Origin of the sequence: Microvirga ossetica (assembly GCF_002741015.1) — a bacterium.
Lineage (GTDB): Bacteria > Pseudomonadota > Alphaproteobacteria > Rhizobiales > Beijerinckiaceae > Microvirga > Microvirga ossetica.
Window position 1 is genome coordinate 436,570 of sequence record NZ_CP016620.1, and the last position, 22,721, is coordinate 459,290.

Annotated in this window: 23 protein-coding genes and 3 pseudogenes; 14 read left to right on the top strand and 12 right to left on the bottom strand. The window is 59.4% G+C overall.

What is annotated here, in order from left to right; translation table 11 throughout:
* Positions 1-31: 31 nt before the first annotated feature.
* Complete coding sequence (locus BB934_RS45040; protein WP_173909582.1) at positions 32-394, bottom strand: PepSY domain-containing protein; 363 nt, start codon at positions 392-394, stop codon at positions 32-34.
* A gap of 82 nt (positions 395-476) precedes the next feature.
* A pseudogene (locus tag BB934_RS45045) lies at positions 477-1,428 on the bottom strand (IS630 family transposase).
* A gap of 268 nt (positions 1,429-1,696) precedes the next feature.
* Between BB934_RS45045 and BB934_RS45050 the strand changes: the two are divergent.
* The gene (locus tag BB934_RS45050; protein ID WP_099515995.1) at positions 1,697-2,215 is read left to right on the top strand and encodes a YsnF/AvaK domain-containing protein; all 519 of its coding nucleotides are present in this window, start codon (positions 1,697-1,699) and stop codon (positions 2,213-2,215) included.
* Positions 2,216-2,331: 116 nt separating this feature from the next.
* Here BB934_RS45050 and BB934_RS45055 read toward each other — a convergent pair whose 3' ends face one another.
* Positions 2,332-3,042: an IS6 family transposase gene (locus BB934_RS45055; protein WP_099515996.1), complete on the bottom strand. Its 711-nt coding sequence runs from the start codon at positions 3,040-3,042 to the stop codon at positions 2,332-2,334.
* 43 nt (positions 3,043-3,085) lie between these two features.
* On the opposite strand from BB934_RS45055, the pseudogene BB934_RS45060 reads away from it, so the two are divergent.
* The 6 genes and pseudogenes from BB934_RS45060 to BB934_RS45080 form a co-directional block, all read left to right on the top strand.
* A pseudogene (locus BB934_RS45060) lies at positions 3,086-3,862 on the top strand (electron transfer flavoprotein subunit alpha/FixB family protein); the annotation flags it as partial.
* Positions 3,863-3,925: 63 nt separating this feature from the next.
* Entirely contained in the window at positions 3,926-4,225 is a 300-nt protein-coding gene (locus BB934_RS45065; protein WP_099515997.1) for an antibiotic biosynthesis monooxygenase family protein, read from the top strand.
* A complete protein-coding gene (locus BB934_RS51415) occupies positions 4,222-4,377 on the top strand; it encodes a DUF3422 family protein (protein ID WP_157934752.1) in 156 nt (51 codons plus the stop codon). Before BB934_RS45065 ends, BB934_RS51415 begins: the two co-directional genes overlap by 4 nt.
* Before the next feature lie 29 nt (positions 4,378-4,406).
* The gene (locus BB934_RS45070; RefSeq protein WP_099515998.1) at positions 4,407-5,267 is read left to right on the top strand and encodes an AbrB family transcriptional regulator; all 861 of its coding nucleotides are present in this window, start codon (positions 4,407-4,409) and stop codon (positions 5,265-5,267) included.
* Positions 5,243-5,494: an AbrB family transcriptional regulator gene (locus tag BB934_RS50170; protein ID WP_157934734.1), complete on the top strand. Its 252-nt coding sequence runs from the start codon at positions 5,243-5,245 to the stop codon at positions 5,492-5,494. The genes BB934_RS45070 and BB934_RS50170 overlap by 25 nt, the downstream gene beginning before the upstream one ends.
* A gap of 62 nt (positions 5,495-5,556) precedes the next feature.
* Positions 5,557-6,225 (top strand): transporter substrate-binding domain-containing protein, encoded by a 669-nt coding sequence (locus BB934_RS45080; protein ID WP_099516000.1) that lies wholly within the window; start codon positions 5,557-5,559, stop codon positions 6,223-6,225.
* Between the two features lie 176 nt (positions 6,226-6,401).
* Here the strand turns inward: BB934_RS45080 and BB934_RS45085 are convergent, their stop codons facing one another.
* The 3 genes from BB934_RS45085 to BB934_RS45095 all read right to left on the bottom strand — a co-directional run bounded on the left by BB934_RS45085 (position 6,402) and on the right by BB934_RS45095 (position 9,560).
* Positions 6,402-7,355 carry a D-2-hydroxyacid dehydrogenase family protein gene (locus BB934_RS45085; RefSeq protein ID WP_099516153.1) on the bottom strand — a complete coding sequence of 318 codons (954 nt, stop codon included), beginning with the start codon at positions 7,353-7,355 and terminating at the stop codon, positions 6,402-6,404.
* Between the two features lie 220 nt (positions 7,356-7,575).
* Entirely contained in the window at positions 7,576-8,232 is a 657-nt protein-coding gene (locus tag BB934_RS45090; protein WP_099516001.1) for a TerC family protein, read from the bottom strand.
* A 629-nt stretch (positions 8,233-8,861) separates the two neighbouring features.
* Positions 8,862-9,560: an IS6 family transposase gene (locus BB934_RS45095; RefSeq protein ID WP_099516002.1), complete on the bottom strand. Its 699-nt coding sequence runs from the start codon at positions 9,558-9,560 to the stop codon at positions 8,862-8,864.
* 81 nt (positions 9,561-9,641) lie between these two features.
* Between BB934_RS45095 and BB934_RS45100 the strand changes: the two genes are divergently transcribed.
* Positions 9,642-10,127, top strand: coding sequence for a DUF6398 domain-containing protein (locus tag BB934_RS45100; RefSeq protein ID WP_099516003.1), 486 nt, complete (start codon positions 9,642-9,644; stop codon positions 10,125-10,127).
* A gap of 435 nt (positions 10,128-10,562) precedes the next feature.
* Here BB934_RS45100 and BB934_RS45110 read toward each other — a convergent pair whose 3' ends face one another.
* Positions 10,563-11,048: a Ros/MucR family transcriptional regulator gene (locus BB934_RS45110; protein WP_099516005.1), complete on the bottom strand. Its 486-nt coding sequence runs from the start codon at positions 11,046-11,048 to the stop codon at positions 10,563-10,565.
* A gap of 712 nt (positions 11,049-11,760) precedes the next feature.
* Here BB934_RS45110 and BB934_RS45115 point away from each other — a divergent pair.
* A complete protein-coding gene (locus BB934_RS45115) occupies positions 11,761-12,267 on the top strand; it encodes a GNAT family N-acetyltransferase (protein WP_099516006.1) in 507 nt (168 codons plus the stop codon).
* Positions 12,268-12,495: 228 nt separating this feature from the next.
* Positions 12,496-12,954, top strand: coding sequence for an IS1096 element passenger TnpR family protein (locus BB934_RS45120; RefSeq protein ID WP_099516007.1), 459 nt, complete (start codon positions 12,496-12,498; stop codon positions 12,952-12,954).
* A gap of 154 nt (positions 12,955-13,108) precedes the next feature.
* Here the strand turns inward: BB934_RS45120 and BB934_RS48260 are convergent, their stop codons facing one another.
* Positions 13,109-13,687: a hypothetical protein gene (locus BB934_RS48260; protein ID WP_157934735.1), complete on the bottom strand. Its 579-nt coding sequence runs from the start codon at positions 13,685-13,687 to the stop codon at positions 13,109-13,111.
* Positions 13,688-14,055: 368 nt separating this feature from the next.
* Between BB934_RS48260 and BB934_RS45125 the strand changes: the two genes are divergently transcribed.
* The gene (locus tag BB934_RS45125) at positions 14,056-14,460 is read left to right on the top strand and encodes a DoxX family protein (RefSeq protein ID WP_099516008.1); all 405 of its coding nucleotides are present in this window, start codon (positions 14,056-14,058) and stop codon (positions 14,458-14,460) included.
* Between the two features lie 470 nt (positions 14,461-14,930).
* Here BB934_RS45125 and recD2 read toward each other — a convergent pair whose 3' ends face one another.
* Positions 14,931-17,189: an SF1B family DNA helicase RecD2 gene (recD2, locus tag BB934_RS45130; protein WP_237050839.1), complete on the bottom strand. Its 2,259-nt coding sequence runs from the start codon at positions 17,187-17,189 to the stop codon at positions 14,931-14,933.
* A 664-nt stretch (positions 17,190-17,853) separates the two neighbouring features.
* Here recD2 and BB934_RS50075 point away from each other — a divergent pair.
* The 3 genes from BB934_RS50075 to BB934_RS45145 all read left to right on the top strand — a co-directional run bounded on the left by BB934_RS50075 (position 17,854) and on the right by BB934_RS45145 (position 20,325).
* Complete coding sequence (locus BB934_RS50075) at positions 17,854-18,189, top strand: hypothetical protein (RefSeq protein ID WP_237050841.1); 336 nt, start codon at positions 17,854-17,856, stop codon at positions 18,187-18,189.
* A gap of 877 nt (positions 18,190-19,066) precedes the next feature.
* Positions 19,067-19,462, top strand: coding sequence for a hypothetical protein (locus BB934_RS45140; RefSeq protein ID WP_099516010.1), 396 nt, complete (start codon positions 19,067-19,069; stop codon positions 19,460-19,462).
* Between the two features lie 365 nt (positions 19,463-19,827).
* Positions 19,828-20,325 (top strand): hypothetical protein, encoded by a 498-nt coding sequence (locus BB934_RS45145; protein ID WP_099516011.1) that lies wholly within the window; start codon positions 19,828-19,830, stop codon positions 20,323-20,325.
* A 305-nt stretch (positions 20,326-20,630) separates the two neighbouring features.
* On the opposite strand, the pseudogene BB934_RS45150 reads toward BB934_RS45145, so the two are convergent.
* The 3 genes and pseudogenes from BB934_RS45150 to BB934_RS45160 form a co-directional block, all read right to left on the bottom strand.
* A pseudogene (locus BB934_RS45150) lies at positions 20,631-21,748 on the bottom strand (IS110 family RNA-guided transposase).
* A 234-nt stretch (positions 21,749-21,982) separates the two neighbouring features.
* A complete protein-coding gene (locus BB934_RS45155) occupies positions 21,983-22,327 on the bottom strand; it encodes an integration host factor subunit beta (protein WP_099516012.1) in 345 nt (114 codons plus the stop codon).
* Positions 22,328-22,427: 100 nt separating this feature from the next.
* The gene (locus BB934_RS45160) at positions 22,428-22,709 is read right to left on the bottom strand and encodes a hypothetical protein (RefSeq protein ID WP_099516013.1); all 282 of its coding nucleotides are present in this window, start codon (positions 22,707-22,709) and stop codon (positions 22,428-22,430) included.
* Positions 22,710-22,721 lie beyond the last annotated feature (12 nt).

Consider the following 22,721-nt stretch of genomic DNA (forward strand, 5'->3'; position numbering starts at 1 on the left):
AGATCCGGCGGAGACGTGATGCAGATCGGCCTTACTGGACCTGCACCGTGCCCTTGTAGTCGATGGCCACGCTGACGGACTTGCCGTCGCGCTCTGCCTTGCCGCGCCAGACGCCTTGGTCATCCTTACGCAACTCGGCGACGTTCTTGAAGCCCTGAGCTTCGATGCGTGAGCGGGCTTGATCTTCCGTGAAGCTGTTGGCGCCGGGCTCGACAGCGCCGGTGGTCTGCGGACTGTTTGCGGGCTTATTGGCGATGGCAGGATTGGAAGATCCGCTGCTGTTCATCGGCTGCGTTGACGGGGAACCGGATGTCTGCGGGTTTGTGGATTGGGCGGCAGCCGCTGTGGCTAGGGTCGACAGGACGGCCAGTGTTGCGAAGCCGAGACGTGTCAATGTTCTTCTCCAATGTTACAAACGCGTAGGTTCTCAATGGATTGACCGCGGCAACAGTTCCTAGTGCTAGAGCATCGGCTGTTCAGACGAATCCATAACCTGCGGCAGTGAAGTAGTTGCGGCATTCCTCAGCTTCGACCCCATCACAGATGTCCCCGATGGCCCGCCAGAGCGCGTCAAAGGTGCGGGCTTCGGCTTTGCGCAGATGTGCTTTGATCTTGGCGAAGAGTTGCTCAATTGGGTTCAAATCGGGCGAATAAGCAGGCAGGAACAGGAACCAGGCGCCGCGTTGCTTCAGACACTGCGCCGCCGTCTCGCTCTTGTGCGCCGGCAGGTTGTCGAGGATCACCACGTCGCCCTTGGACAAGGTCGGAGCAAGCTGGGTCTCCACATAAGTCTCAAAGATCTGACGGGTCATCGGCCCATCGATCACCCAAGGCGCCGTCAGACCACAGTAGCGCAGCCCGGCGACAAAGGTCTGGGTCAGCCAGTGGCCGAATGGTGCCCTTGCATACAGACGCTGCCCTTTGAGGCAGCGGCCGCGCAGGCGCGTCATCTTGGTGGATGTGCCGGTCTCATCGAGAAACACGAGCCGGTGCGGCTCCTGGCGCATGCGCGGCTGGCGTTTTGTGTGCCAATGCTCGCGGGCCTGGCGCACGTCGGAGCGTTCTTGTTCGCTGGCCCGCAAAGTTTTTTTTGACGCTATAGCCGTGGCGGATGTACCAGCGCGCGATGGACGCCGGCGTGATCTTGGTGCCCAAGGCCACCAGTTCGGCCGCGAGCTGGGGCATGGTGATGTCGTTCCTCTCGGCGACGCGACGGATCAGAAACTCGCGATGCGGGTCGAGCTTGGAGTAGCGCCAGCCGCCCTCTGGTTTGGGCGCCAGGCTGCCGGTGGCCCGATACGCCGCCATGAGCCGCACCACAAACGCGACCGACACCTCAAAATGGCGCGCGGCCTCATGGCAGGAATGCCCCGCCTCAACAAAGCGCACCACCCGTTGCCGCAGATCCAGCGAGTAGGACTTGGTCATCGCTCATCTCCTCTAAAGAGGGCCGAGATAAGGGAATCACAAAGCCGTCACGCCGCATAGCCTCCGATTCAATCAGAACAGCCGATGCTCTAGGTTTGTTTGTTCCCAAGGCTAGGTTTGATTTGGAATGTCAGTCCAACACTGGAGCCGATCAAGCTTGACCTCAGATGACCGCACCGAAGCGATTGCACGAGAGCTGTGAAGCCACTTCCTCACCGGGAACTCCCACTCCCAGCGGCCGTTGTTTGTCGTTCAACCGAGAGTAACCATGGCCAACCCAATCGTAGACCAGAGCAAGCGCTTGGATGATCAAGAGCGGTTGCCTGTCCTTGATGATGCCTTGAGAAGTAATCCCCAAGCAGGGGCGGAGGAGGTCATCCCCATCGTCGAGGAGACCGCGACAGTCGCGAAGCAGGAGGTCGTGACTGGCCGTGTGCGCGTGCGAACGCTTACCGAGACGGTCGAGGAGCTGGCCCGTGCAGAGGTGCAGCGCGAGGACGTTGATGTCACCCGTGTTCCTATCGACAAGGTGGTCGAGTCTGCCCCGCAGATCAGGACCGAGGGCGATGTGACGATCATCCCGGTGGTGGAGGAGGTTCTCGTGGTCGAGAAGCGCCTCCTGCTCAAGGAGGAAGTGCATATCCGGCGCCGCATCGCGACCGAGACCGTCGAGGTGCCGGTCGCCCTGCGCAAACAGCGCGCTATCGTAGAGCGTGAAACTCCGGAAGGCTTGAGCAGCAATGAGGAAGCGAGAGAAGGAGAAACCGACAACTCCGTTCCGCGTTGACGACCGCAGCACTCCATCATCGTGAGGGCAGGTGCATGCGTCGGTTCCTGCATGACAATGGATAGCATCGTCAACTTAACGGCTTGAAATAGGTCTGCCCCTCCTGGAGCGTCAGATCAGAGGCCAGGGGCGAAACCCGAGACCTCGGCCCAGACTCGAAAGGCGTGAGCTCGGGCCATACGATGATCGGCAGCGTTGGTGTTGGCAGGACGGCGGAAGAGGTTTGCAATCTGATCATGAACGGAGAGGAAGCGTTGCGCCCACCCGGCTGATTTGAAGCGCTTCATGATGCGCTTGCGTCGTCGGGTCGGCTGATGACTGTTCTCGGCGCGATTGTTCAAACCCCGATGCTGCCGATGCTCGACACCCGGCATGATCTCCCGCTTGGCTGCGCCGTAGCTGGCAAGTTTGTCCGTGACCATTACGCGCGGTGCCATGCCCTGCTTCTTGAGCAGCTTCCTCAGCAAGCGCTTGGCAGCCTTGGCATTGCGCCGGCTCTGGACCAGGATGTCGAGCACGACCCCATGCTGGTCCACAGCCCGCCACAACCAATGCTTCTGGCCAGCAATGCTGATCGCGACTTCATCAAGATGCCATTTGTCTCCGGGTGTGGGCAGGCGCCGGCGGATCTGGTTGGCAAAGCTCTGGCCGAATTTCATTGCCCACTTCCGCACGGTTTCGTGGCTGACCTGGATGCCGCGGGCGGCGAGCATCTCCTCGACCATGCGCAGGCTCAAGGGAAACCGAAAGTACAACCACACGGCATGGCTGATCACTTCGGCGGGAAAGCGGTGGCGGGCGTAACGAGGAGGACGGGTCGATTTCATCCCCCACGTATGACCCCATGTGGTCACTGCCGCGTTAACCTGACGGTGCCTCCTCGCCGACAGCGCTCCTTACGAGCACCAGCTCGCTGAGCCGGTTGCGGCGCTGATCGTGTCGCTGGCGGGCTCCTACGACGCCCTGGTGGCGCCGGCGACCACCACCGGCAAGAACGTGATGCCGCGCGTCGCCGCGCTGCTCGACGTGATGCAGATCTCCGACATCACCAAGGTGGTCTCGCCCGACACCTTCGAGCGGCCGATCTATGCCGGCAACGCCATCCAGACGGTGCAGGCAACCGACGCCAAGAAGGTGATCACCGTGCGCACCGCCGCCTTCCCGGCAGCGGCCGAGGGCGGCTCGGCTGCCATCGAGACGGTGAATGCCGCTGAAGATCCGGGCACATCGTCCTTCAAGGGCGAGGAGATCGCGCAATCCGACCGGCCCGAGCTGACCTCGGCCCGGATCATCATTTCGGGCGGACGCTCGCTCGGAAGCTCCGAGAACTTCACCAAGTACATCGAGCCGATCGCCGACAAGCTCGGGGCGGCGATGGGCGCTTCCCGCGCGGCGGTGGATGCCGGCTATGCGCCGAACGACTGGCAGGTCGGCCAGACCGGCAAGGTGGTGGCGCCCGATCTCTACATCGCGGTCGGGATTTCAGGGGCCATTCAGCATCTGGCCGGCATGAAGGATTCCAAGGTGATCGTGGCCATCAACAAGGACGAGGAAGCTCCGATCTTCCAGGTCGCCGATTACGGCCTCGTCGGCGACCTCTTCACCATCCTCCCCGAACTCAAGGAGGATTTGACCAAAGGCACTTAGCCAAGATGGTATGTTTCTAACGTCGTCCTATCGCAATACCTGACCATATAAGGAGGACTTAACGTGATCTGGGAAGTGGCGGCAATCAACGTCGAGGCGGGAATAGAATCCGAATTCGAGGCGGGTGTCGCCGAAGCGGCTCCTATATTCCGGAAGGCTAAGGGGTGCAGGAGTCTTAAGCTCCATCGGTTGATTGAGAACCCGAGCAACTATCAGCTCATCGTCGGCTGGGACACGATAGAGGACCACATAACCCAATTCCGGAACTCGGAGGGATTTGCCGAGTGGCGAAGGCTGGTCTCACATTGTTTCGAAGGTTTGTCGGTGGTTGAGCATACGTCCGAAGTGCTCACTGGGTTCTGAGCGCCAACCTCGTCCATTTTCTATTCGAAGGTGCTGATGCCGCTGGCCTTCACGTCGGTCCCCATGCAGCAACTGCGCTCGCAGTGCCATTTGCCCTCGTTGGAGTGGCCCGGTTGGTCATGCGAATTCGCCGGGACCACAGCGAGGATTGAGGACCGGAACATCAAAGAGGTGAGTTGAGGTGCTTGGGATCCGAAGGGCATTGAAGGGCTGGCTGCGAACCTTCACGCCAGCGTCATTTCCCTACGCCCGGTTCTTCGCCGCCATGCTGGTCGGCGCACTGGGAGGATGGATCTTCGCGCGAGCAGGCCTGCCCCTGCCGTGGATGCTCGGCTCTATGACGGCGTGCACGCTGGCCTCCCTCGTACGTGCGCCAATTGCTGCGCCTGGCGCCGTGCGGCCTCCAATGACGATGATCATCGGCGTGATGTTGGGGGCTGGGTTCACGCCGCAGATCATCGAGAGAGTGGGGAGTTGGATCCCGACGGTGCTCGGTCTTGTGGGCTTTATTCTCGTCAGTGGCGCGGCCTGCGTCACCTACTTCCACCGGATCGCAGGTTTTGACCGCCCGACGGCTTACTTTGCAGGAATGCCGGGTGGCCTGGTCGAGATGGTGCTCGCCGGTGAGGACAAAGGCGGCGATACCCGCGTCATCGCGCTCATCCATTCGGCCCGTGTTCTCCTGATTGTGCTCACATTGCCGTTTCTCGTTAGCTTGATCAGCGGAGCCCCCTTGGGCTCGAGGCCTCAATTTGGCGCGTCGGTGTTCGAAACGCCCTGGCGCGACGAGTTATGGCTTCTGGGCACCGCGCTGGCTGGAGCCTTCCTCGGGCACATCCTGCGGCTGCCAGCCCGGTTACTTCTCGGTTCTATGCTGGTCAGCGCGGCGGTACACGCCCTAGGCTGGACGCGCTTTGCTCCCGCCGTTGAGATCGTCAACCTCGCACAGTTGGCGCTGGGCACAAGCATTGGGTGCCGCTTCGCCAACACGGCCCCCGGGAGATCGTTCGCATCCTCGTGCTGTCGCTCGGTTCCACGGTGATCCTGCTCACCATCACGATCGTGTTCGCGGCTGGGATGAGTCACGTGTCATCCTATGACCAGGTCCCATTGCTGTTGGCCTACTCGCCTGGCGGTCTGGCAGAGATGAGCCTTGTCGCACTTTCCCTTGGCATTGAGGTGGCCTTTGTGGCCGCCCATCACATCGTCCGGGTGTTCATCGTCATGTTGGCGGCGCCGCCGGTGTTCGCCATCTTGCGCCGCCTTTGATGGTTCGTGCCTTGTCAGAGATCAGTCCTTGGCAGGCGGAAAATTGAAGGAGAGAGCTTTCGATGTCGAATATTGACCAGAAGACTCGCGACCTAGTGGCGCCAACGGGACGGCTGCGGGTCGCAATCGCGGTGGGCAGCGCAATTTCCGCCGTCTGGGCAACACGGGATAATGAAACAGGCGAGCCCGGTGGCCCATCCATCGAGCTTGCCAGGCTCATCGCCGCGCGCATTGGAGCGCCCTTGGACCTGGTCGAGTATCCCAGTTCGGGCGCCATCATTGAGGCGGCGCCCTCGGGTGCGTGGGACGTGTCGTTCACGCCCGTCGATGCCGAGCGAAAGAAGGTCGTCGAGTTCGGCCCGAACTATTTCCTTGGTGAGAGCACCTACATGGTCCCGGACGGCTCCACGATCAACAGCATCGAGGACGTGGACCGGGAAGGGGTGCGGGTCTATGGCGTCGAGAACACCGCCACGATTCGAAGCGCCCGCCGAACGCTCACCCGCACGACGGCGACAGGGCTTTCCAGCCTCGATGAGGCCTTGGCAAAATTCCGCGATGGCGAAGTCGATGCGCTTGCCCTCGGCAAGGAGTCGCTCCGTAACCTCCTGCCGCAGTTTCCCGGTGCGAAGATGCTGGACGGCCACTTCATGCGGCCGGCACGGCCGTCGCCGTGCCGAAGGGGAGCACGGCGGCACTGGAGGTCTTCAGCCGCATCATCGAGGAACTGAAGAGCGAAGGGGTTGTGCGAAAGATCTTCGATCAGCACGGCATGGAGAACGCGACGGTCGCACCGGCCGGGTCGCAATCCTGAGGGAAGGAGCCGCAGCTGCGGCTCCGCCATTCCTGCCTTGAAAGGCCAACCAGCACGAAGCAAGGCGTAGAAGGACCGCGGACGCAGCTGCTTTCATCGGCCGAGCACCCGGATGGACGACCCGGACAGCCATGCCTCGATGTCTTCCACGGCCTCCGTGAAGTAGGTCTGGTAGTTGGCTTCCGACACGTAGCCGAGGTGTGGTGTCGCCAGAACATTGGGCAGCCACCGGAACGAGTGATCCGCTGGGAGGGGCTCGGCCTCAAACACATCCAAACCGGCGCCGGCGATCCAGTTTCCCTCAAGTGCTTGAACGAGGGCAGCCTGGTCGACAATCGCCGCGCGGGACGTGTTGATCAGGAAGGCGCTCGGCCGCATGCGGCGCAGCTCGTTGGCCCCTATGATCCTACGCGTCGTGGGTGCGAGCACGAGATGGATCGTGACGAAGTCGCTGCTCTCCAGCAACTCCTCCTTCGACGCTATCCGCTCGACGCCGGCGGCGGCAGCCCTCTCGTCCGTGAGGTTGGGGCTCCAGGCTGTGACATGCATGCCGAAGGCCTGTCCCACCTGAGCGACCCTTGTGCCGATCTTGCCCAGTCCGATGATGCCGAGGCGGCGACCGTGCAGGTCAACGCCGACCGTGCTCTGCCACGGCCCATTCTGCCGCATGCGGGCGTTCTCAATGTGGATCTGCCGCGCCAGACCCAGGATGAGGCCCCAGGTCAACTCGGCCGGCGGAGCCGAGCTGCTGTCGGTGCCGCACACCACTACATCGCCCGCCGCCGCAAGGTCGATGGCAGAGTTGCGCATGCCGCTGGTAACGAGCAGGCGAAGTCTCGGCAGCCTCTTGAACAGGCTTGCGGGAAATGGGGTCCTTTCCCGCATGAGGACGACGATGTCAGCATCCGCAAGCCGCTCCGCGAGGTCGTCCTCATCAGCGATGTGCTCGCGCAGGCTCGTGACGGCGACACGGTCAGCGATGGCGTTCCAGTCGGCATAGTTCAGGGCCACGCCCTGATAATCGTCGAGGATAACGCACTTTCTCATGGCCATGTCCTCCCGGCAGCGCCTCCTAAGGTGTGCCCCATGCCAAATGAAGCACGAGCGGCCAATTCATGGAATTGGTTAGCTCAGAGAGGCATTGGATAGAAGTTCAGGAGCTCTGGAGGGCATTGATCATGATGATATTCCCTGGACCAGTGCTGGTTCTGCGATGGCCCGCTTCTGAGGTCAAAGGCGGGTCATCGCACAAGCTAAGGCATCAGTGCTATCCACCGTTGACCAATGGCCAGACCTCCAGAGCGCCACGGTAAATCATCTCGACGGCGACATAGAGGATGATGGCAAGACCCACATAGGCGATCCAGCGGTGCTTCTGAAGCAGGCGGGCGATGAAGGTCGCCGCCACGCCCATGAGGGCAATGGACAGGATCAAGCCGAAGATCAGCACGTTGGGATGCTCCCTTGCGGCGCCTGCCACGGCGAGCACGTTGTCGAGGGACATGGACACGTCGGCGATGACGATCTGCCAGGCGGCCTGCGCGAAGGTCTTGCGTGGGGCAGCACCAGCGATCTTGCCGTCCTGGTCGAGGTCACGTCCTTCCAGGGCCTCTTCGCCCTGGATCTCCTCCGCATGACTGGTGCGCAGCTCACGCCACATCTTCCAGCACACCCAGAGTAGCAGGATGCCGCCGGCCAGCAGCAGGCCGACGATCTGCAGGAGCTGGGTCGTTGCTGCGGCGAACCCGATACGTAGAACTGTGGCGGCGATGATGCCGATCAGGATGGCTTTGGCCCGCTGCTCCTTGGGCAGGCCGGCGGCGGCCAGACCGATGACGATGGCGTTGTCACCCGCCAGGACTAGGTCAATCATAATGACCTGGAGGAGGGCGGAGAGGGCTTCTGTGGTGAAAAATTCGCTCATGTGGCTCCCGTTTGCATGAACAGGGGCAGCCGGCATGCCGTCTGGAGTGACCGCGAGATCAGCCACGCAGCATCGGCCCTGCCGCAAAGCAGAGCATGTTGCGAAGCAAATTACGGTCGACAGAACACCATGTGCCGGGCACCCGACTGGACATCCAGTCCGACATCGCAGTTCATCGGAACTGCCAGAGGGGCCCGGTCTGGTACTCAACCTGTGCAGGCGAGGCGACGTGACCTCAAGAGGGAAGTGGGCAACCTAAGGGCCCAGGGGCTCCCCACGGACCCTTCCCTGCAGCCTACTCAGCGCGGGAAGGGGGCTGCCAGAGGCAGTTCAGTTCCTTCCACTTTGCATTCCCAAGGAAGGTCCGAAACTGGCACTTCTCTGATGTAAACTGATTGTCAGCTCTGGCAGCGAACACCGGATGTTCCTGAAGGGCAATGGAACTACCGTGCCTGACCCTGAGCGGACACTCGCGGGTCGCTGCATTCCATGACATCGCGTTCTGCGAATTACTCGCCCTTAGCGTTATGCTCCTTCTGCGCCCTCCTCAGGCGTGCGCTAGACGCTATGCTCAAGGCACTGTTGCAGTAACTTGAAAAGGGCATAACGAACCCCGTCGAACAGGCCGCTCAGGCAGCAAGACCGAAGAGCTGATTGATGAGACGGATTTCGCCAGTCACTCGACGTTCCCGCTGGATGTAATGACCTCGGCGGATCATTCGCATGACTTCGAAACCGGTCAGAGTTGCGGCGGCGGTTTTCATCGTCTGGAAGCCACGCGTCGGCCGGACCACGCGCTTGAGCGCGCCATGATCCGCCTCAAGGATGTTATTCAGATATTTCGAGGTGCGGTGTTTGACATCCTTCGACAGCAGGCCTTCATTCTGCAGGCGCAGGATTGCCCTGGGATACGGCGCCAGCTTATCCGTCGTGATGGAGGATGGTGGATAGTCGCTCATCGCCTTCAGAGCTTTACGCAGGAAACGATAAGCGGCGTGGGTATTCCGGCGATCGGACAGCATGAAGGCAATCAACCGACCGTGCTTGTCGACCGCGCGGAACAGGTATTTCCACTTGCCTCCGACGCGAACGTAGGTCCCGTCCACTCTCCAGGAGCCTGAGCGAGGTCCCCGATAGGGTCGGATCCGCTTCTCGATCTCCGGAGCATAGCGCTGAACCCAACGAAAGATTGTGGATGGGTCAACGGCGACACCGCGTTCCTGCATCATCTCGGCGAGATCGCGGTAGCTGATCCCATACTTGCAGTACCAGCGCACGCATAGAAGGATGATCTTGACCGGAAAGCGGCGGCGCTTGAACAGAGACAACAGAGCGACTCCTCGATTGGCCGCATTCCTCTAAACCGCCAAGGTTAATGCAACGGTGCCTCCAGGTCTGTGCCCAAGAGCATGCAGGCCCTCTACGAAACCATTACGGCCCTGACGGATGCTTTCTGCCGAGAGCACCTGAACGACGAATACCTTGAACTGGCGAGCGACATGGCAGCGACTCTGTGCCGGAAGCGACCGAGCCCAGTCGCGTCAGGGCAGCCGCGCACCTGGGCCTGCGGCATCATCTATGCTCTTGGCCAGACAAACTACCTCTCAGACAGATCGTTCAAACCGTTTATGACCATGGCCGATGTGTGTGCTGGGTTCGGCGTCGGCCAGAGCACGGCCAGTGCGAAGGCGCAGGCAATTTCACGGGCGCTCAAAATCAGTCCGCTCAACCCGGAATGGTCCTTGCCGAGCCTGATAGAGAGGAATCCGCTGGTCTGGATGGCCAAGGTCAATGGCTTCCTCGTGGACTTGCGTGAAATGCCGCGTGAGGTTCAGGAAATCGCTTACGAGAAGGGCATGATCCCGTACATCCCGGCTGACCGCGACGGAGGATGAGTTCCGCCTCGCTCAGATGCTGACAGTATGGAGTTGCCTCGCGATCAAGGACGACACGAGGCAGAGAATTGAAAGGGCTGACATGGACAGCCCAATCCTTATCCAATGAGTGACGCGCCGCTCCCAGACATGGGTTAGATGCTCTACTTCCTCCGTCAGAGGAGCTTTCAAAAGGGCGTGGAACCTTCTGCGAGCGTACCAGCCGCTTCCGAGCAGGATGATTGCCAGCCATCCAAAGGTGAGGGCGAGATACCATAACAGATCTCGAAGGCTTCCAATCGTCACGTCATCCTCTCGCGATAGGAGCAGCGGCCTCGGTCTACCGGTCAGGCAGTCTAAATCGATGGCCCTGGCCGGTTGCACCGTGAAGAAGCACTGGAGCAACAAAAAGGCCGCTCATCCTGAGCGGCCTCTCGCAGTTTTTCGACTGTGCTCTCAAGCAGCAGCCTTCTTCCGTCCGCGCTTGGCAGTCGCTTTCGCGGGGGCAGTCGTCACCGCGTCGTTAGCGGCGGCTTTGGCCTGGGCTGCCTTTGAGCGCATCTGACCAAGGCCGATGCTCTTGGCCATCTCGGAACGTTTGGCCGCGTAGGTTGCTGCTACCATTGGGTAGTCGCGGGGTAGGTCCCACTTTTCGCGGTAAGCTTCGGGCGTGAGCCTGAGTTTTGTGAGATGCCGCTTGAGCGACTTGTACTGTTTCCCGTCTTCCAAGCTGATCAGATAATCCGGAGTGATCGACTTCCTGATGGAAACAGCAGGAGTTGGCTTCGCCTCTTCCTGATTGGGCTGGCCAGCATTCTGAAGGGCTGAATGAACATTCCCGATTAGGCTGGGTAAATCAGCAATTGGCACGGAATTGTTGCTGACGAAGGCTGATACAATGTCAGCCGCAAGTTCAATGTAGTTCGGTGTATCGTCGGACATCAGAAAAGCCTTTGCTTGAGGCACCTGCCAGGGCGGTGACCTCGTGTGCTACCTTCGCGAGTTACAAGTCTCGAATGAGCGGCAGCTAACGGCGCAGTCCAGGAATTGCAAGTATTATACCCGATTTCCGCGCTCCTGGCATTGTCATAGGGTATTTCGCCGACAAACAGTTCTGCATCCGAAGCGCGTCACGCCGAGGTGATCGACGGATTGGAGCTTCGGGGGTGCCGGATCGGTAATGGGGCTAAAACCGTTTGAACCGGCAGAGACGGGCAGGGTGAGAGCCGAGGGGGCCGCTTGCCGACCGACCGTGGCCTTGCAAACCGTTTGATACCCACCCATGTCAAAGGCGTAGGAGATCGGCCATGCTAACGCGTCTGACCGCCCTAGCACTGCCCACGATCATCACCTGGGGCGTTATCCTGTCCGTCAGCCTCATTTCTGCTGGCCCAGCGCTGGCCAACAAGATTATTGGCAACGGCTAAGCTTGCAATTGCCTTGAGCCGATATTCTGGAAAGGCGGGGTGCCTTCCGGTTGCCCACGCCAGCGCCTCTTCCACCCGTGCATCACCCCAGAAGATTTCCTGCTTCGCAGCAATCCTCAGGAGCCCAAGATCCTAAGCAGACGCGCTGCGTCCGTTTCCTGGTCGTACTGCGCCCTCACCACGTCCAAGTTTGATGGTAGGAGAATGGTAGGCTGGAGGACGGCCTCATGTTGAAGCCATTCACCACTGAACGCTTGGCTATCTGTCAATTTCAGATCCAGGACGCTCCCGAACTGGCCAGGATCAGCGATACCCCAGCCGTGAGCCAATGGATGGCTTTCATGGAAGGTGGCTTTCCACTGGAGAAGGCCGAGGCCCTCATCGCCAACCAGAACGAGACTAAAGAGTATTTCTTCGCCGTGCGGCTCCCCGATGGGACGCTGATCGGAGCGATGGGCGTGATTGATCACCCGGATGGGACTATCGAGGTTGGTTGCTGGTTTGGTGTCGATCACCAGGGCAAGGGCTTTGCGTCCGAAGCCCTTCGCGCGACGCTCGATCAGATTGCCGCCGATCCTACGCTTGCTCCTCGACACGTCTTTGCTGAAACACGACCCGACAATGCCGCTTCCATCTGGCTGCTGACCAAGACCGGTTTCTATGCGACAGGGCGTCCAGGCCCTCGGCCTAACCGGATAGAATTTGCGTTGCGCCAACCCACGTCCTACACGTGAGTGAAACCGTTGTTCGCCAGTCAGGTACTGTCATTGATAATGCATGTGTAGCACGACCTTGGAATGAGCGGTTGGGTGGTCCACAAGGTACAGGTGACTCAGATAGAGTTGGGGATACCGAGCAGCCTGTATCCGAGCGAAAGTCATTTGAATCTGGGATAGGCGTGCCGAGATCGATGACAGGTGGGCCTCGTATCAGGGGCCACGGTGGCTACGGAGGAGATCGGAATGGCTGAGGCTGGCACGCATATCATCCGGGTCACTCTCCAGGACGAGCCGACCACCTACCGGGAGATCGAGGTCGAAAGCCGTAAAACGTTGAGTAATCTGGCCGAGGCTATCGTGCATGCCTTCGGCTTTGAGTTCGATCACGCCTTCGGATTTTACTCGAAGCTCACGGGCCAAGACGTAATGCGTTCCCAGCCCAAGTACGAGTTGTTTGCCGATATGGGAGAGGCGACCGAAGCCAAAAGCGTGGAGAAGTCCCGCATTGTCGATGCCTTCCCAGACGTGGGCCACATCATGCTGTTCATGTTCGACTATGGCGACGACTGGCGCTTCGTCGTCGAGGTCATCCGCCTGGGCCAAAAGGCGGCGAAGACCCGTTACCCGAAGGTGCTCAAAAAGGTTGGCAAGGCTCCCGAGCAGTACGGTAATTGGGATGACGACGATGAGGACGAACTCTAAGGCTTCTGGGGTTGGCGCAAGATCTCAAGGCGCTCTCAAAATCGTTTGAAGAGGGTAGGGGCCAGGACGCACGGCGAACTGTCTGGAAAAATGGTTTGAGGAGCGGTCGCCGGGCAGAATCTCGGACGCCGAGAATGTAACTTATTACATCACGTCATCGCTGCGCAATGATCTCAGATCCACGGTTGTTCATAGCCCTTGCAAGGTTCTCAAGACCAACTCTGAGCCTCTCCATGTGGTCTTCTGGGGTCGGATATGTTTTGGCAAGCCGTAGAAGGCCACGTCTGAGCTTCTCCATCTGATGTTCGCGTGTGGGAGCCTGTAGCTCAGGTGGCGGGAAGATCATGATGGGAGGAATCGGAGGGACGGGAAAATCCAAAGTTGGGGAGGAAGAAGGAGAGGGGACTTGGGTCACCACAATGGGCTTTGGTGGTGCAACCGCTCGCTTCGTGATCGCTTTTCGGGGTGCACTCTTGCGCACCATGCGCTGAGGCTTCTTTGTTGTCTCAGAAACGCGGGATTTGACCTTCGCCTCTGCGGAAATTCCAAAGCTCGGCTGCTGCCTGTCATCTGGCCCCCACCATCCGAGCACGAGCGCGATGGCGAAAACCGGCGTGTACTTTGTTCGCATGCGAACCTCACTACAGACGATGGCTACACCTGATATGATAAAGAGAAAGCTGATATCGTTTCCATTGCCGCAACCCGAAGAGCACCAAGAGTATTCGGTCATTCCATGTATTGATAGACACGAAATACCTGGGCCGTATGCGCCGCCTGTTTGTGTAAGACCTTCGAGGTAGCTCCTGCCTGGGTGGGAAGCATGCACCATATGCTTCAATCGCCGCTGGGAGGGCGGAAGCGAGTGCCGCGATGCTTGGCCTGGAATTATCTGGTCGTCCTCAGATCCGAGATGGTCAGTCGATACGCATTCCTTCGGGTAGGGGGAAACGGATGCTGTCGCTCGCCTTGTGCCGAGATTGATAACAACCCTGTCAATGTAATCCGTTCTTAACGCGCCTCGTATCCACTCGGTCCCCTTGGAAGGGTCTGATCCTCATCAGTGCCGCCGCGAGTCCAAGTCAGACTGGGAGGGATTTCATGCTAAGCCGAAGTGAGGATGCAGCACTGCTGCTGGGTCGTCTGTTCATCGCGGCCCTGTTTCTACCTTCCGGCTTCGCCAAGTTGATGGCCTTCTCGGCTTTTGCTGCCTCGCTCGCCGCGAAGGATATCCCTTATCCAAGTGTTATTGCTGGCTTGCTGGTGGCCGCAGAGTTTCTCGGCCCATTGGCTCTGATCATCGGCCTGTGGCCACGATGGACGGCTTTAGCGCTCATCGGTTTCACAGCCGTCACCCTCTGGATGACCTACGGCCCATCCGTGACGGGACTAATCTTCCGCCCCCGACAGAATCTGGAGTTCTTCCAAAATCTCGCGACCATCGGGGGATTGCTGTTCTATTTCGCCAGTGGGCCGGGCGGATGGGGCCGGACCAGCCTTCGGTGAGACTGAACGAAGGGCAACAGTTTCTCAATTTGCCCCAGGCACCATGCACTCCGAAAAGGGGCAGAGGATGGCTGTTGGATTAAGTCGGTTTAAAAGGCCGTATCGCCAACATAGCTCATCATACATCAAACTTTCAAAAACGGGTTGGCTGATCGAATCTGCCGCCGCATTCCTAATCGCCTTACTCGTCGGCGGATCTCCTGCTGGCGCAGACGAATTCGATCCGCTTGCCGTCTATAGCGAAGCGCGACCCCTGAATGATCGGTGGCAGGCATGTGCGGCTTCGTTTGTAAGGCGTCGGCTCCAATCTCAGCAGACCTCCGAGGCTCTTGCAGAGGACGCTTTAGACAGGTGTCGGGCCGAGCAAAACAGGCTGCGTCGCTTCCTTGTCGATAAAATCGGGAGGGGGTCGGCAGAGAACGTGGTCACTCTGCTGCGCGAGAAATACCAGTCGGACCTGACTGCCGCCATCAATGCGCTTCGGACCCGTGATTAGCTCTCGCTCGGTCATTTGCGGATGAATTGGTCAATCTGCCTCCTGCAAGCCATTCCCGCAGCTTGGTCCAGCGGCGTTTCGTGTTGCGGCCCCGAACCGCCATAGCCACAGCCTTCTTCTGGCCGACGAGCACAACGAGCCGCTTGCCGCGCGTAACGCCCGTGTAGAGCAGATTGCGGGCCAACATCGTGTAATGCTGCGTCACGACAGGTATGATGACAGCGGGGTACTCGGAGCCTTGTGATTTATGGATTGTAGTGGCGTAGGCGGGCACCAAGGTATCGAGTTCGCCGAATGGGTATGAGACCTCGCGACCGTCGAACGAGGCAATCAGAGCGCCTTCCTCATCATCAATCCGGACCACCATCCCAAGGTCGCCATTAAAGACCTCACGATCATAATCGTTCTGAGTTTCCATCACTCGGTCGCCCGGCGAGAACCGCCATCCAAATCGTTCGACGGTGGCCGGTGGGTTAGGATTTAGCACCTGCTGGAGTTCGATGTTGAGGTTGCGGGCTCCGAGCACGCCCCGGTTCATGGGACAGAGCACCTGGATGTCCTTGAGGGGATCGAGCCCAAACCGTTTGGGCATCCGCTCCTTGACCATCTCAATGATCTTGCCAACGCCCTGTTCTGGCTCGGTGATGCTGATGAAGTAGAAGTCGCTTTCCTCTCCGGCTTTGGGTGGATCAGGCATCTGGCCATGGTTGATCCGGTGGGCGTTGACGACAATTCGGCTTTCCGCTGCTTGTCTAAAAACCTCTGTCAGCCGAGCGACAGGAATACGCTCCGACCCAATGATGTCAGCCAAGACCTGCCCTGGTCCAACTGACGGCAATTGGTCCACATCCCCAACCAGCAATAGGCCAGCATGGGACGGAACAGCTTTGGTGAGGGCGTTCATCAGCGGCACATCGACCATACTGGTCTCGTCCACCACAAGGAGATCGCAGTCGAGAGGGTTCTCCTCGTTACGTGAGAACCCGCCATGCTTCGGATCAATCTCCAGCAGCCGGTGGATGGTCTTGGCTTCCAATCCGGTCTGCTCAGTCATGCGCTTGGCCGCACGCCCGGTTGGGGCTGTCAGAAGCACTTTCACGCCCTTGGCCACCAGGAGCCGGAGGATCGTATCGAGGAGGGTGGTCTTTCCGACACCAGGGCCACCGGTCACCACCGCCACCTTAGCGCCGAGCACCAGTTTTAAAGCCTCACGCTGGGAAGCCGCCAGGGTCTTGCCCGTGCGGCTCTCCACCCATGGAACAGCTTTGTCGAGGTCGATCTCGGGCCAAGGCGGTGGGCCGGAGGCTCGCTCAGCCAACCGTGAGGCAATGGTCTGCTCGGACAAGTGCAGGCCCTTGAGGAAGAGACAGGTTTCGTCACCAATGGTGTCCGAGACGACCTCTCCTTTGGAAAGCTCGTCCACGATGGCCGCGCGGATTAAGGCAGCCTCCACTTCGAGCAACTGTTCGGCCAATCGCGTGAGCGCCTCGACCGGCAGAGCACAGTGACCCTCATCGGTTGCGGTCTGAAGCGCGAAGGAGATCCCTGCCCGAATCCTTTGCGGCGCGGTCTTTTCCATCCCGAGCTTGGCTGCAATGGCATCCGCAGTCTTGAAACCGATCCCACGCACATCCTTGGCCAGCCGGTACGGGTCCTCGGTCATAACCTGAATGGATTCATAGCCGTAGGTTTTGAAGATGCGGACCGCCCGTGCGGTGCCGACGCCATGGGCATGCAGGAAGATCATGATCTCCCGTACTGCCTTCTGCTCGGCCCAGCCTGAGACGATGCGGGAGGCTCGCATCGGGCCGATTCCGGAGACTTCCGTCAGGCGTTCAGGGCTGGCTTCGATGATCTCGAAGGTGTCCACGCCAAAAGCAGTGACAATCCGTTTGGCCATAGCCGGTCCGATGCCGCGCATCTGGCCGGAAGCAAGGTACTTCTCGATGCCCTCCACACCGGTCGGCGGTGTCGTCTTGAGGACCTCGGCCTTAAACTGAAGCCCGTGCGTGCGGTCGCTGATCCAGAGGCCGCTGGCAGTAATCCATTCCCCGGCAGAGACCGCAGGGGTGTGGCCGACCACTGTCACAAGATCCCGCTTGCCCCGCGTATGGACCTTGAGGACAGCAAAGCCATTCTCGGCATTGTGGAACGTGACGCGCTCTACCGAGCCCGCGAGGGTCTCTAAGACAGATCTCTGATCAGCCTGTGGTGGTCGAAGCATCTGGTTCATGGTGCCTGCCAGGAGGAATTCCCGGCCTCTCCAACTCTACCGCTGGACTGAACCGATGACGAGAAGGCCCAGCAGACATTACATAGCCATCAGGAGCGTCGTCGCGAACATAATGGTTCCGAGGATGACGGTAGAGCACGCCCAATCAGACCGTCGCGGTTTGCTATGGAAGTTCAACTCGCCGAGCATTGCATCCTCACGCGCGATTTATTTTGTTCATGATATGTTCTAGTTTTTACGGCATTCTCCCAAGAGGTCAAGATGGACCGTAGGCTAACGGATGTGGCTGGGATGACGAACGTATCAATAGCTGGATCTATGTTACGTGGTCCGTCCAGGCCATAACATCGCAACTCCATCACATAAGGGCCTCCCAATGCCTCGGCAGAATCGTGTAACCCCCTTCGGAGAGTTCGAGGCCAACCCTGCTCGTGGGCTCTTTATGGGGAACAGAGGCATCCTTCATGACGATAACGGCAATCTTGGAAGGGCTCGATGGAAGCATAAGACTTGGGTCACGTGCGTTCTCTCATACAAGGGTGCACGCCGTACGCTCATGCAGCCCGGCAATTACACTGAGTTGTTTTTCTGTGACGAAGCTACTGCGCTGGCAGCAGGCCACCGGCCATGTGGTCAATGTCGTCCCTTAGACTATCGGCGTTACATGAACGCGTGGCAGCAGGCTTATGGTCTTGAAGCTCCACCGCGAGCAGGGGAGATCGACAACCTGTTGCATCAGGCACGGGTCGCCCAAGACAAGAGACAGATCAGAATCCATTCGGGTTTAGGCGATCTGCCGGACGGAGCCATTGTCAGTTTTCCAGAAGAGCCAGGGGCAGCATGGTTGATATGGCAAGGAAACCTGCACCGCTGGTCGCATGAAGGCTATCACGACCGCCGTTCTATAATCGCCGATGAAGAAGTTATAGTGCTCACGCCAGAACCGACCCTGCGTGTCTTGTCTGCCGGATACAAGCCCGTGGTCCATTCGTCGGTGTAGCCTGATCGTTCGAAGCACCGTCCGCTGGAATAGGTCGGCTCTTCGAAGCCCTCTGCTCACTATGACATAGCCCTTTTGGAGAGCAGTGAAATTAGTAGACAGATCGATCTTCTGTGAGAGTCTCAAATCGTCTGAGACTTCTCACGGAGCAGCCATTGATTTCGCTTACAGCCAGTCAGATCTGTAAATCTTGTCCAATACCCGGATGGATCTTGGATGCTCTCGTTGCTTGTGATGCGGCGTATCCAGGTGTCTTACGTCGGTTTTTGAGCGGCAGCACGAGCACTCTTCGCAAGCATGGAATGGCTCTTGTCGTGAGCCGTCTCGACCCAGAGCATCCCGGATATCTGGCGGACCATCTGCGCCCTCTGGGTGAGCGTCATAAGTTCGAGGGCAGTTCACCCTTGGAGTTCGTGAGTCATGTCATGTTGCATCGGCGGGTCCGGGATCTCGTGCGGACACTTCATCCTGGAGCCGTTGGCTTGGTCGGAGCGCTCATAAAGTTCTCTGAAACGCATTCTCGAAGCGATTACAGAGCATTGGTCGAGCTACACTCTCTACCTGTGCATAGGACCCGCTTGCTGTTCTTTACCATCTCCCAAGCATTCCCGAGTCTGCCATCCAAATCTGCCGGGTCCTCCCGGCTCCTTATGTCCGCTTACCCCTCCTTACCCGCTTACGATCCGTCGAACAGGCGTCAGATTTCGTTCGGGCCATCGAACTCATCAAGCCCGTCAACCCAGGCGTCACCGACGACGTTCTCACGAGTTCGCTGGAGGCTCTGAAATCTAAAACGCCTCTCCGGGGCTGGGTAACTCGATGGCTGGACAAGGCCACCGAGTTTTGGACCCCTGTGCCGGACGTGAATGAATCGGAGATGGTCGTCCTCCAAAGCGCCGCCGCTCTGCGTGATGTCGCAAAACAATTTGAAAATTGCCTTGAAGGCAAAATCACACAGTGTGCGCTTGGGCGAGTGCTCTACGTCGAGTATCTGCCGACACCCTGCATCATTCAGCTTGTAAGCCTTTCTGATGGATGGGTCTTCGAGTCCGTCCATGGCGTGAAGAACACGTCCGTAGATCCCGCGACGACTCGGATCGTACTTGAGAAACTACACGCTTGTGGGGTCCAGATTCCAGCGCGGCACTGGCAGGCTGTCCGTTTCAATCGCGTTGCGCGGCTGGCGCGTATCCTCGACCCGTTCAGAGATAACGCGGATCTAATTGACGATGAGTTCAGCGATCCGGACCAGAGGATTTCCCATGCCGCGTGAAATCGTTCGAGACCGGGCTGGAAAGGTGCTCGGTTGGTACGAAGACAATAACGTGTCTGGCCGGATCAATGTTCGTGATGCGAGCGGTCGGTGGCTCGGGTATTATGACAAAAGCCTCAATGAGACCCGCGATGCAACGGGTCGTTTCCTTGCAAAGGGCAATGTTCTTCCGAGCCTGGTCTACCGACCCTGAGGCCGATCATGAGCGTCCATCCGAATGCCCCGACTCGGCCATCCAAATCGAAGATTGCCGATCCGCAGGAACTTCTGACGCTCATTCTTGCGTCCGGATCTCACCTGAGACGCAAGGATGCCGAGCGGGAGGTCATAAAACGATTCGAGTGGTGGAAGCGCTGGAAGCCAGGATGGCGACCACCAGAGTTTCATTGTCTGAGAAGGATCGGGAACGAGAGAGTAATAAATGTCGAAGAGCGTCCTATCAGGCGCGGCGCGAGGAGGTTCTTCGGCAGAGACAGCAACGAAAGCGGCGTGAGGGTGAAGAGCAGGCTCGGAAGGGCCAAGAGCATCCCGGTGGATCATCCGGAGAAAAGGGTGTCGAGCCGTTCTTCGAGGACGGTGATAAGGGTATTCGCGAGTGGACCTTAAAGGCTGCGAAGTCCAGCTATGACGAGTTCCTCATCGAGGATCATCATTCCGCCGATAACATGATTCAGATTCTCTTCGGCGCTCTTGGTCGGATGAAAGGGGAACGCGATGCGGTGATCTCCCTCATATCGACGCTGGTTAAAGAGCGCAGCCGTATTCGGGCTCATATGGTTGCCCAGGATTGCACCGCTGAACGTTCAAAGTCGTTGTATCGAAAGGTTGGACTGGATGAGAACTCTGATGTTCGTTGTCAATGAGCTTGGACGTGGGTGTGCGATCCCAGGGCAGAAGCCGGGCGCGGCAGGATGGAGCGATTGCGCAGGGCCGGCGGCAGAGCCGTCAAGACGACGGTTGAGCAAACTCTGATGCGCGGGTTGATCACCGCATTTCCGTGTGTTCGTCCGGGGCTGCCTCGATCTGTCAGCGGGCGTCGATGACACATCATCGGCCACACAATTCTCGCGAGGGTTCCCCTCCGAGGCCCTGCCGCCGGCGCTGGGCAACCGCAGATGTCAGTCCAAACTGAGGAGGTCCTCCGCAATGACCGTGAGCTCGTTCGGCTTTATGCGGCCGAGCGCGGCTCGATCTCGCGCCCGATCGCCCACAGGAAGGCCGCCATCTCCCGCGCGATCGCGGTGGTGACCACGGTCTGGCGCTTGCCGGCCGCCATCAGCCGGCGATACCGCGCGCACAGCCGCACCTGCGCCTTCCAGGCGATCGCCCGCACGATCGCTGGCAAGCCCTCCTGGCGCTCCTGCAGCACGCGGCTCATCCGGGCCGGAAAGCGATAGGTCCAGGCGCCCTCGATCAGCACCCGGCGAACCCGTGGGTTGCCCGCCTTGGTGATGCTGCCGCGCCGCACCCGCTCGCCGGTCGAGCTCTCGCACGGCACCAGACCGAGATAGGCCATCAGCTGGCGCGGGCTCTCGAAGCGGCGTACATCGCCGATCTCGGCTACAAAGGTCACCGCGGTCAGAAGCGCCACCCCACGCAGGGCCTGATAAGCCTCGACCACGGGCGCCATCGACCAGGTCTTGACCACCTCGGCGACTTGCTGGTTCAGGCGCTCCAATCGCGCCTCGGCATCCTCGATCGCCTGCCGGTACTCGCGCAGGACGAGATACTGGGCCGGATGCTCGAAGATGAGTTCGGATAGCCAGCGCGCATGCGCTCGGGTCCAGGGCTTGTGGCCGGAGAAGATCCGTCCATGGCGCAACAGAAACGATTGCAGGTGCTGGCGCTTCTCGCGCAGGTCCGCCATGGCCGCTTCGCGCGCCCGCACCAGCTCGCGCACGGCCTCATGGCCTGGATCCGGCACCCAGATGGCGGTCAGCTCCCCGGCCCGATGCAGCCGGCCAGGGTCAGGGCATCGCGGCGGTTGGTCTTGACGCGCTCGCCCGGGCGCTTGGGGATCAGCGAAGGCGCAATGACCGCACACTCATGTCCCAGAGCACTGATCTGCCGCTGCAGGCCATAGCCGGTCGGGCCGGCCTCGTAGCAGAACAGCAACTCGCGATGCTTGCCACTGAGCTTACTGACGAGGCGCCGCACTGCCTCGGGTGTGTTGTCGATCTCGCCCAGAAAACGGACTTCACCCTGACGGCCGTCTTCAGCCACGGCGACCGCGATCTTCAGTTTGGACGTATCCAGACCGACAAACACTTTGCTATTCTGCTGCATGGCTCGTCCCCTGTGCGGGAGGCTCGGCGCCGGCCCATCCGGCGCAACCCTCGCTCATCGCATAGTGTGGACGAGCCACCTCCGCCGGCAACGAACATACGGTCTGTCCAAACCATGTTTTAACCGCCGCCAGAAGGTCATTCCGAGTGATCCTCCACCCGGATACCTATCCAGCGCATAAGCGGGAAGAGGCAGAGCGCCGGTTCAAGGAGACCAAATCCATCTTCGAGGAGATTAAGCGTCTACGAGACCCGTAACGTAAGTCGAACTCGTTACGCTTCTCTTAGCTCGTTTTTGCGAGGCTGGATTGAGGCGGTGACGCATCTCCTTGCCACTCTTGAACACAGGAACGACCTTCTCAGAGATGGAAACAGCCCTACCTGTACGGGGGTTGCGTCCGGTACGAGCACCCCGCTTCTTAACTGAGAAGGTCCCGAAGCCACGAAGCTCGACCCGCTCGCCCTGTGCGAGGGCATCACTGATGGTGTCGAGGATCGCGTTTACAATCTTCTCGATGTCACGCTGATACAGATGCGGGTTTTGCTCAGAGAGCTTCTGGACCGGTTCGGATTTGATCATATCTGGGGTAAGCCCTTGATCTGGTCCTAACTTTTGCGAAGTTGCCAGAGGGCCTTGAAGCCGTCAAGGGCGGCTGTGAGACCGCCCTGCCGCATGGAGGTCAAGCTGCTTGGGTACGCTTGGTAATATGCGCTCGATATGCCGCTGCTGACTTCATGGTGATTGTCCCGGCTTCCGTCAGCTTCACGATCTCGGTCTTCGCACGTTGTGCGGCTCGCGCAGTATAGGAAGACTTCAACGCGACCCGAGTGTGGTTAGCGATGTGCCTGCGATGAGCACCTGCCTGTCGCGGGCTCATGGTCTTCTCGGCAACAAACCGGTCCAGGTGATCGTAGGCCCGCTTCGCTTCCGTAGGGGAATAGCTGTCTTTCTTCTCGAACAAAGGATGTCCTTT

Bases quoted from the DNA above. Each gene is read 5' to 3' on its own strand.
- BB934_RS45120 (WP_099516007.1), top strand. From the start codon at position 12,496: ATGGCTGAGGCTGGCACGCATATCATCCGGGTCACTCTCCAGGACGAG.
- BB934_RS45145 (WP_099516011.1), top strand. From the start codon at position 19,828: ATGGCGACCACCAGAGTTTCATTGTCTGAGAAGGATCGGGAACGAGAG.
- BB934_RS45080 (WP_099516000.1), top strand. From the start codon at position 5,557: ATGTCGAATATTGACCAGAAGACTCGCGACCTAGTGGCGCCAACGGGA.
- BB934_RS45125 (WP_099516008.1), top strand. From the start codon at position 14,056: ATGCTAAGCCGAAGTGAGGATGCAGCACTGCTGCTGGGTCGTCTGTTC.
- BB934_RS45110 (WP_099516005.1), bottom strand. From the start codon at position 11,048: ATGTCCGACGATACACCGAACTACATTGAACTTGCGGCTGACATTGTA.
- recD2 (WP_237050839.1), bottom strand. From the start codon at position 17,189: ATGAACCAGATGCTTCGACCACCACAGGCTGATCAGAGATCTGTCTTA.
- BB934_RS45090 (WP_099516001.1), bottom strand. From the start codon at position 8,232: ATGAGCGAATTTTTCACCACAGAAGCCCTCTCCGCCCTCCTCCAGGTC.
- BB934_RS45085 (WP_099516153.1), bottom strand. From the start codon at position 7,355: ATGAGAAAGTGCGTTATCCTCGACGATTATCAGGGCGTGGCCCTGAAC.
- BB934_RS45100 (WP_099516003.1), top strand. From the start codon at position 9,642: ATGCAGGCCCTCTACGAAACCATTACGGCCCTGACGGATGCTTTCTGC.
- BB934_RS50075 (WP_237050841.1), top strand. From the start codon at position 17,854: ATGAACGCGTGGCAGCAGGCTTATGGTCTTGAAGCTCCACCGCGAGCA.
- BB934_RS45055 (WP_099515996.1), bottom strand. From the start codon at position 3,042: ATGAAATCGACCCGTCCTCCTCGTTACGCCCGCCACCGCTTTCCCGCC.
- BB934_RS45140 (WP_099516010.1), top strand. From the start codon at position 19,067: ATGGTCGTCCTCCAAAGCGCCGCCGCTCTGCGTGATGTCGCAAAACAA.
- BB934_RS45050 (WP_099515995.1), top strand. From the start codon at position 1,697: ATGGCCAACCCAATCGTAGACCAGAGCAAGCGCTTGGATGATCAAGAG.
- BB934_RS45155 (WP_099516012.1), bottom strand. From the start codon at position 22,327: ATGATCAAATCCGAACCGGTCCAGAAGCTCTCTGAGCAAAACCCGCAT.
- BB934_RS45115 (WP_099516006.1), top strand. From the start codon at position 11,761: ATGTTGAAGCCATTCACCACTGAACGCTTGGCTATCTGTCAATTTCAG.
- BB934_RS48260 (WP_157934735.1), bottom strand. From the start codon at position 13,687: ATGACCGAATACTCTTGGTGCTCTTCGGGTTGCGGCAATGGAAACGAT.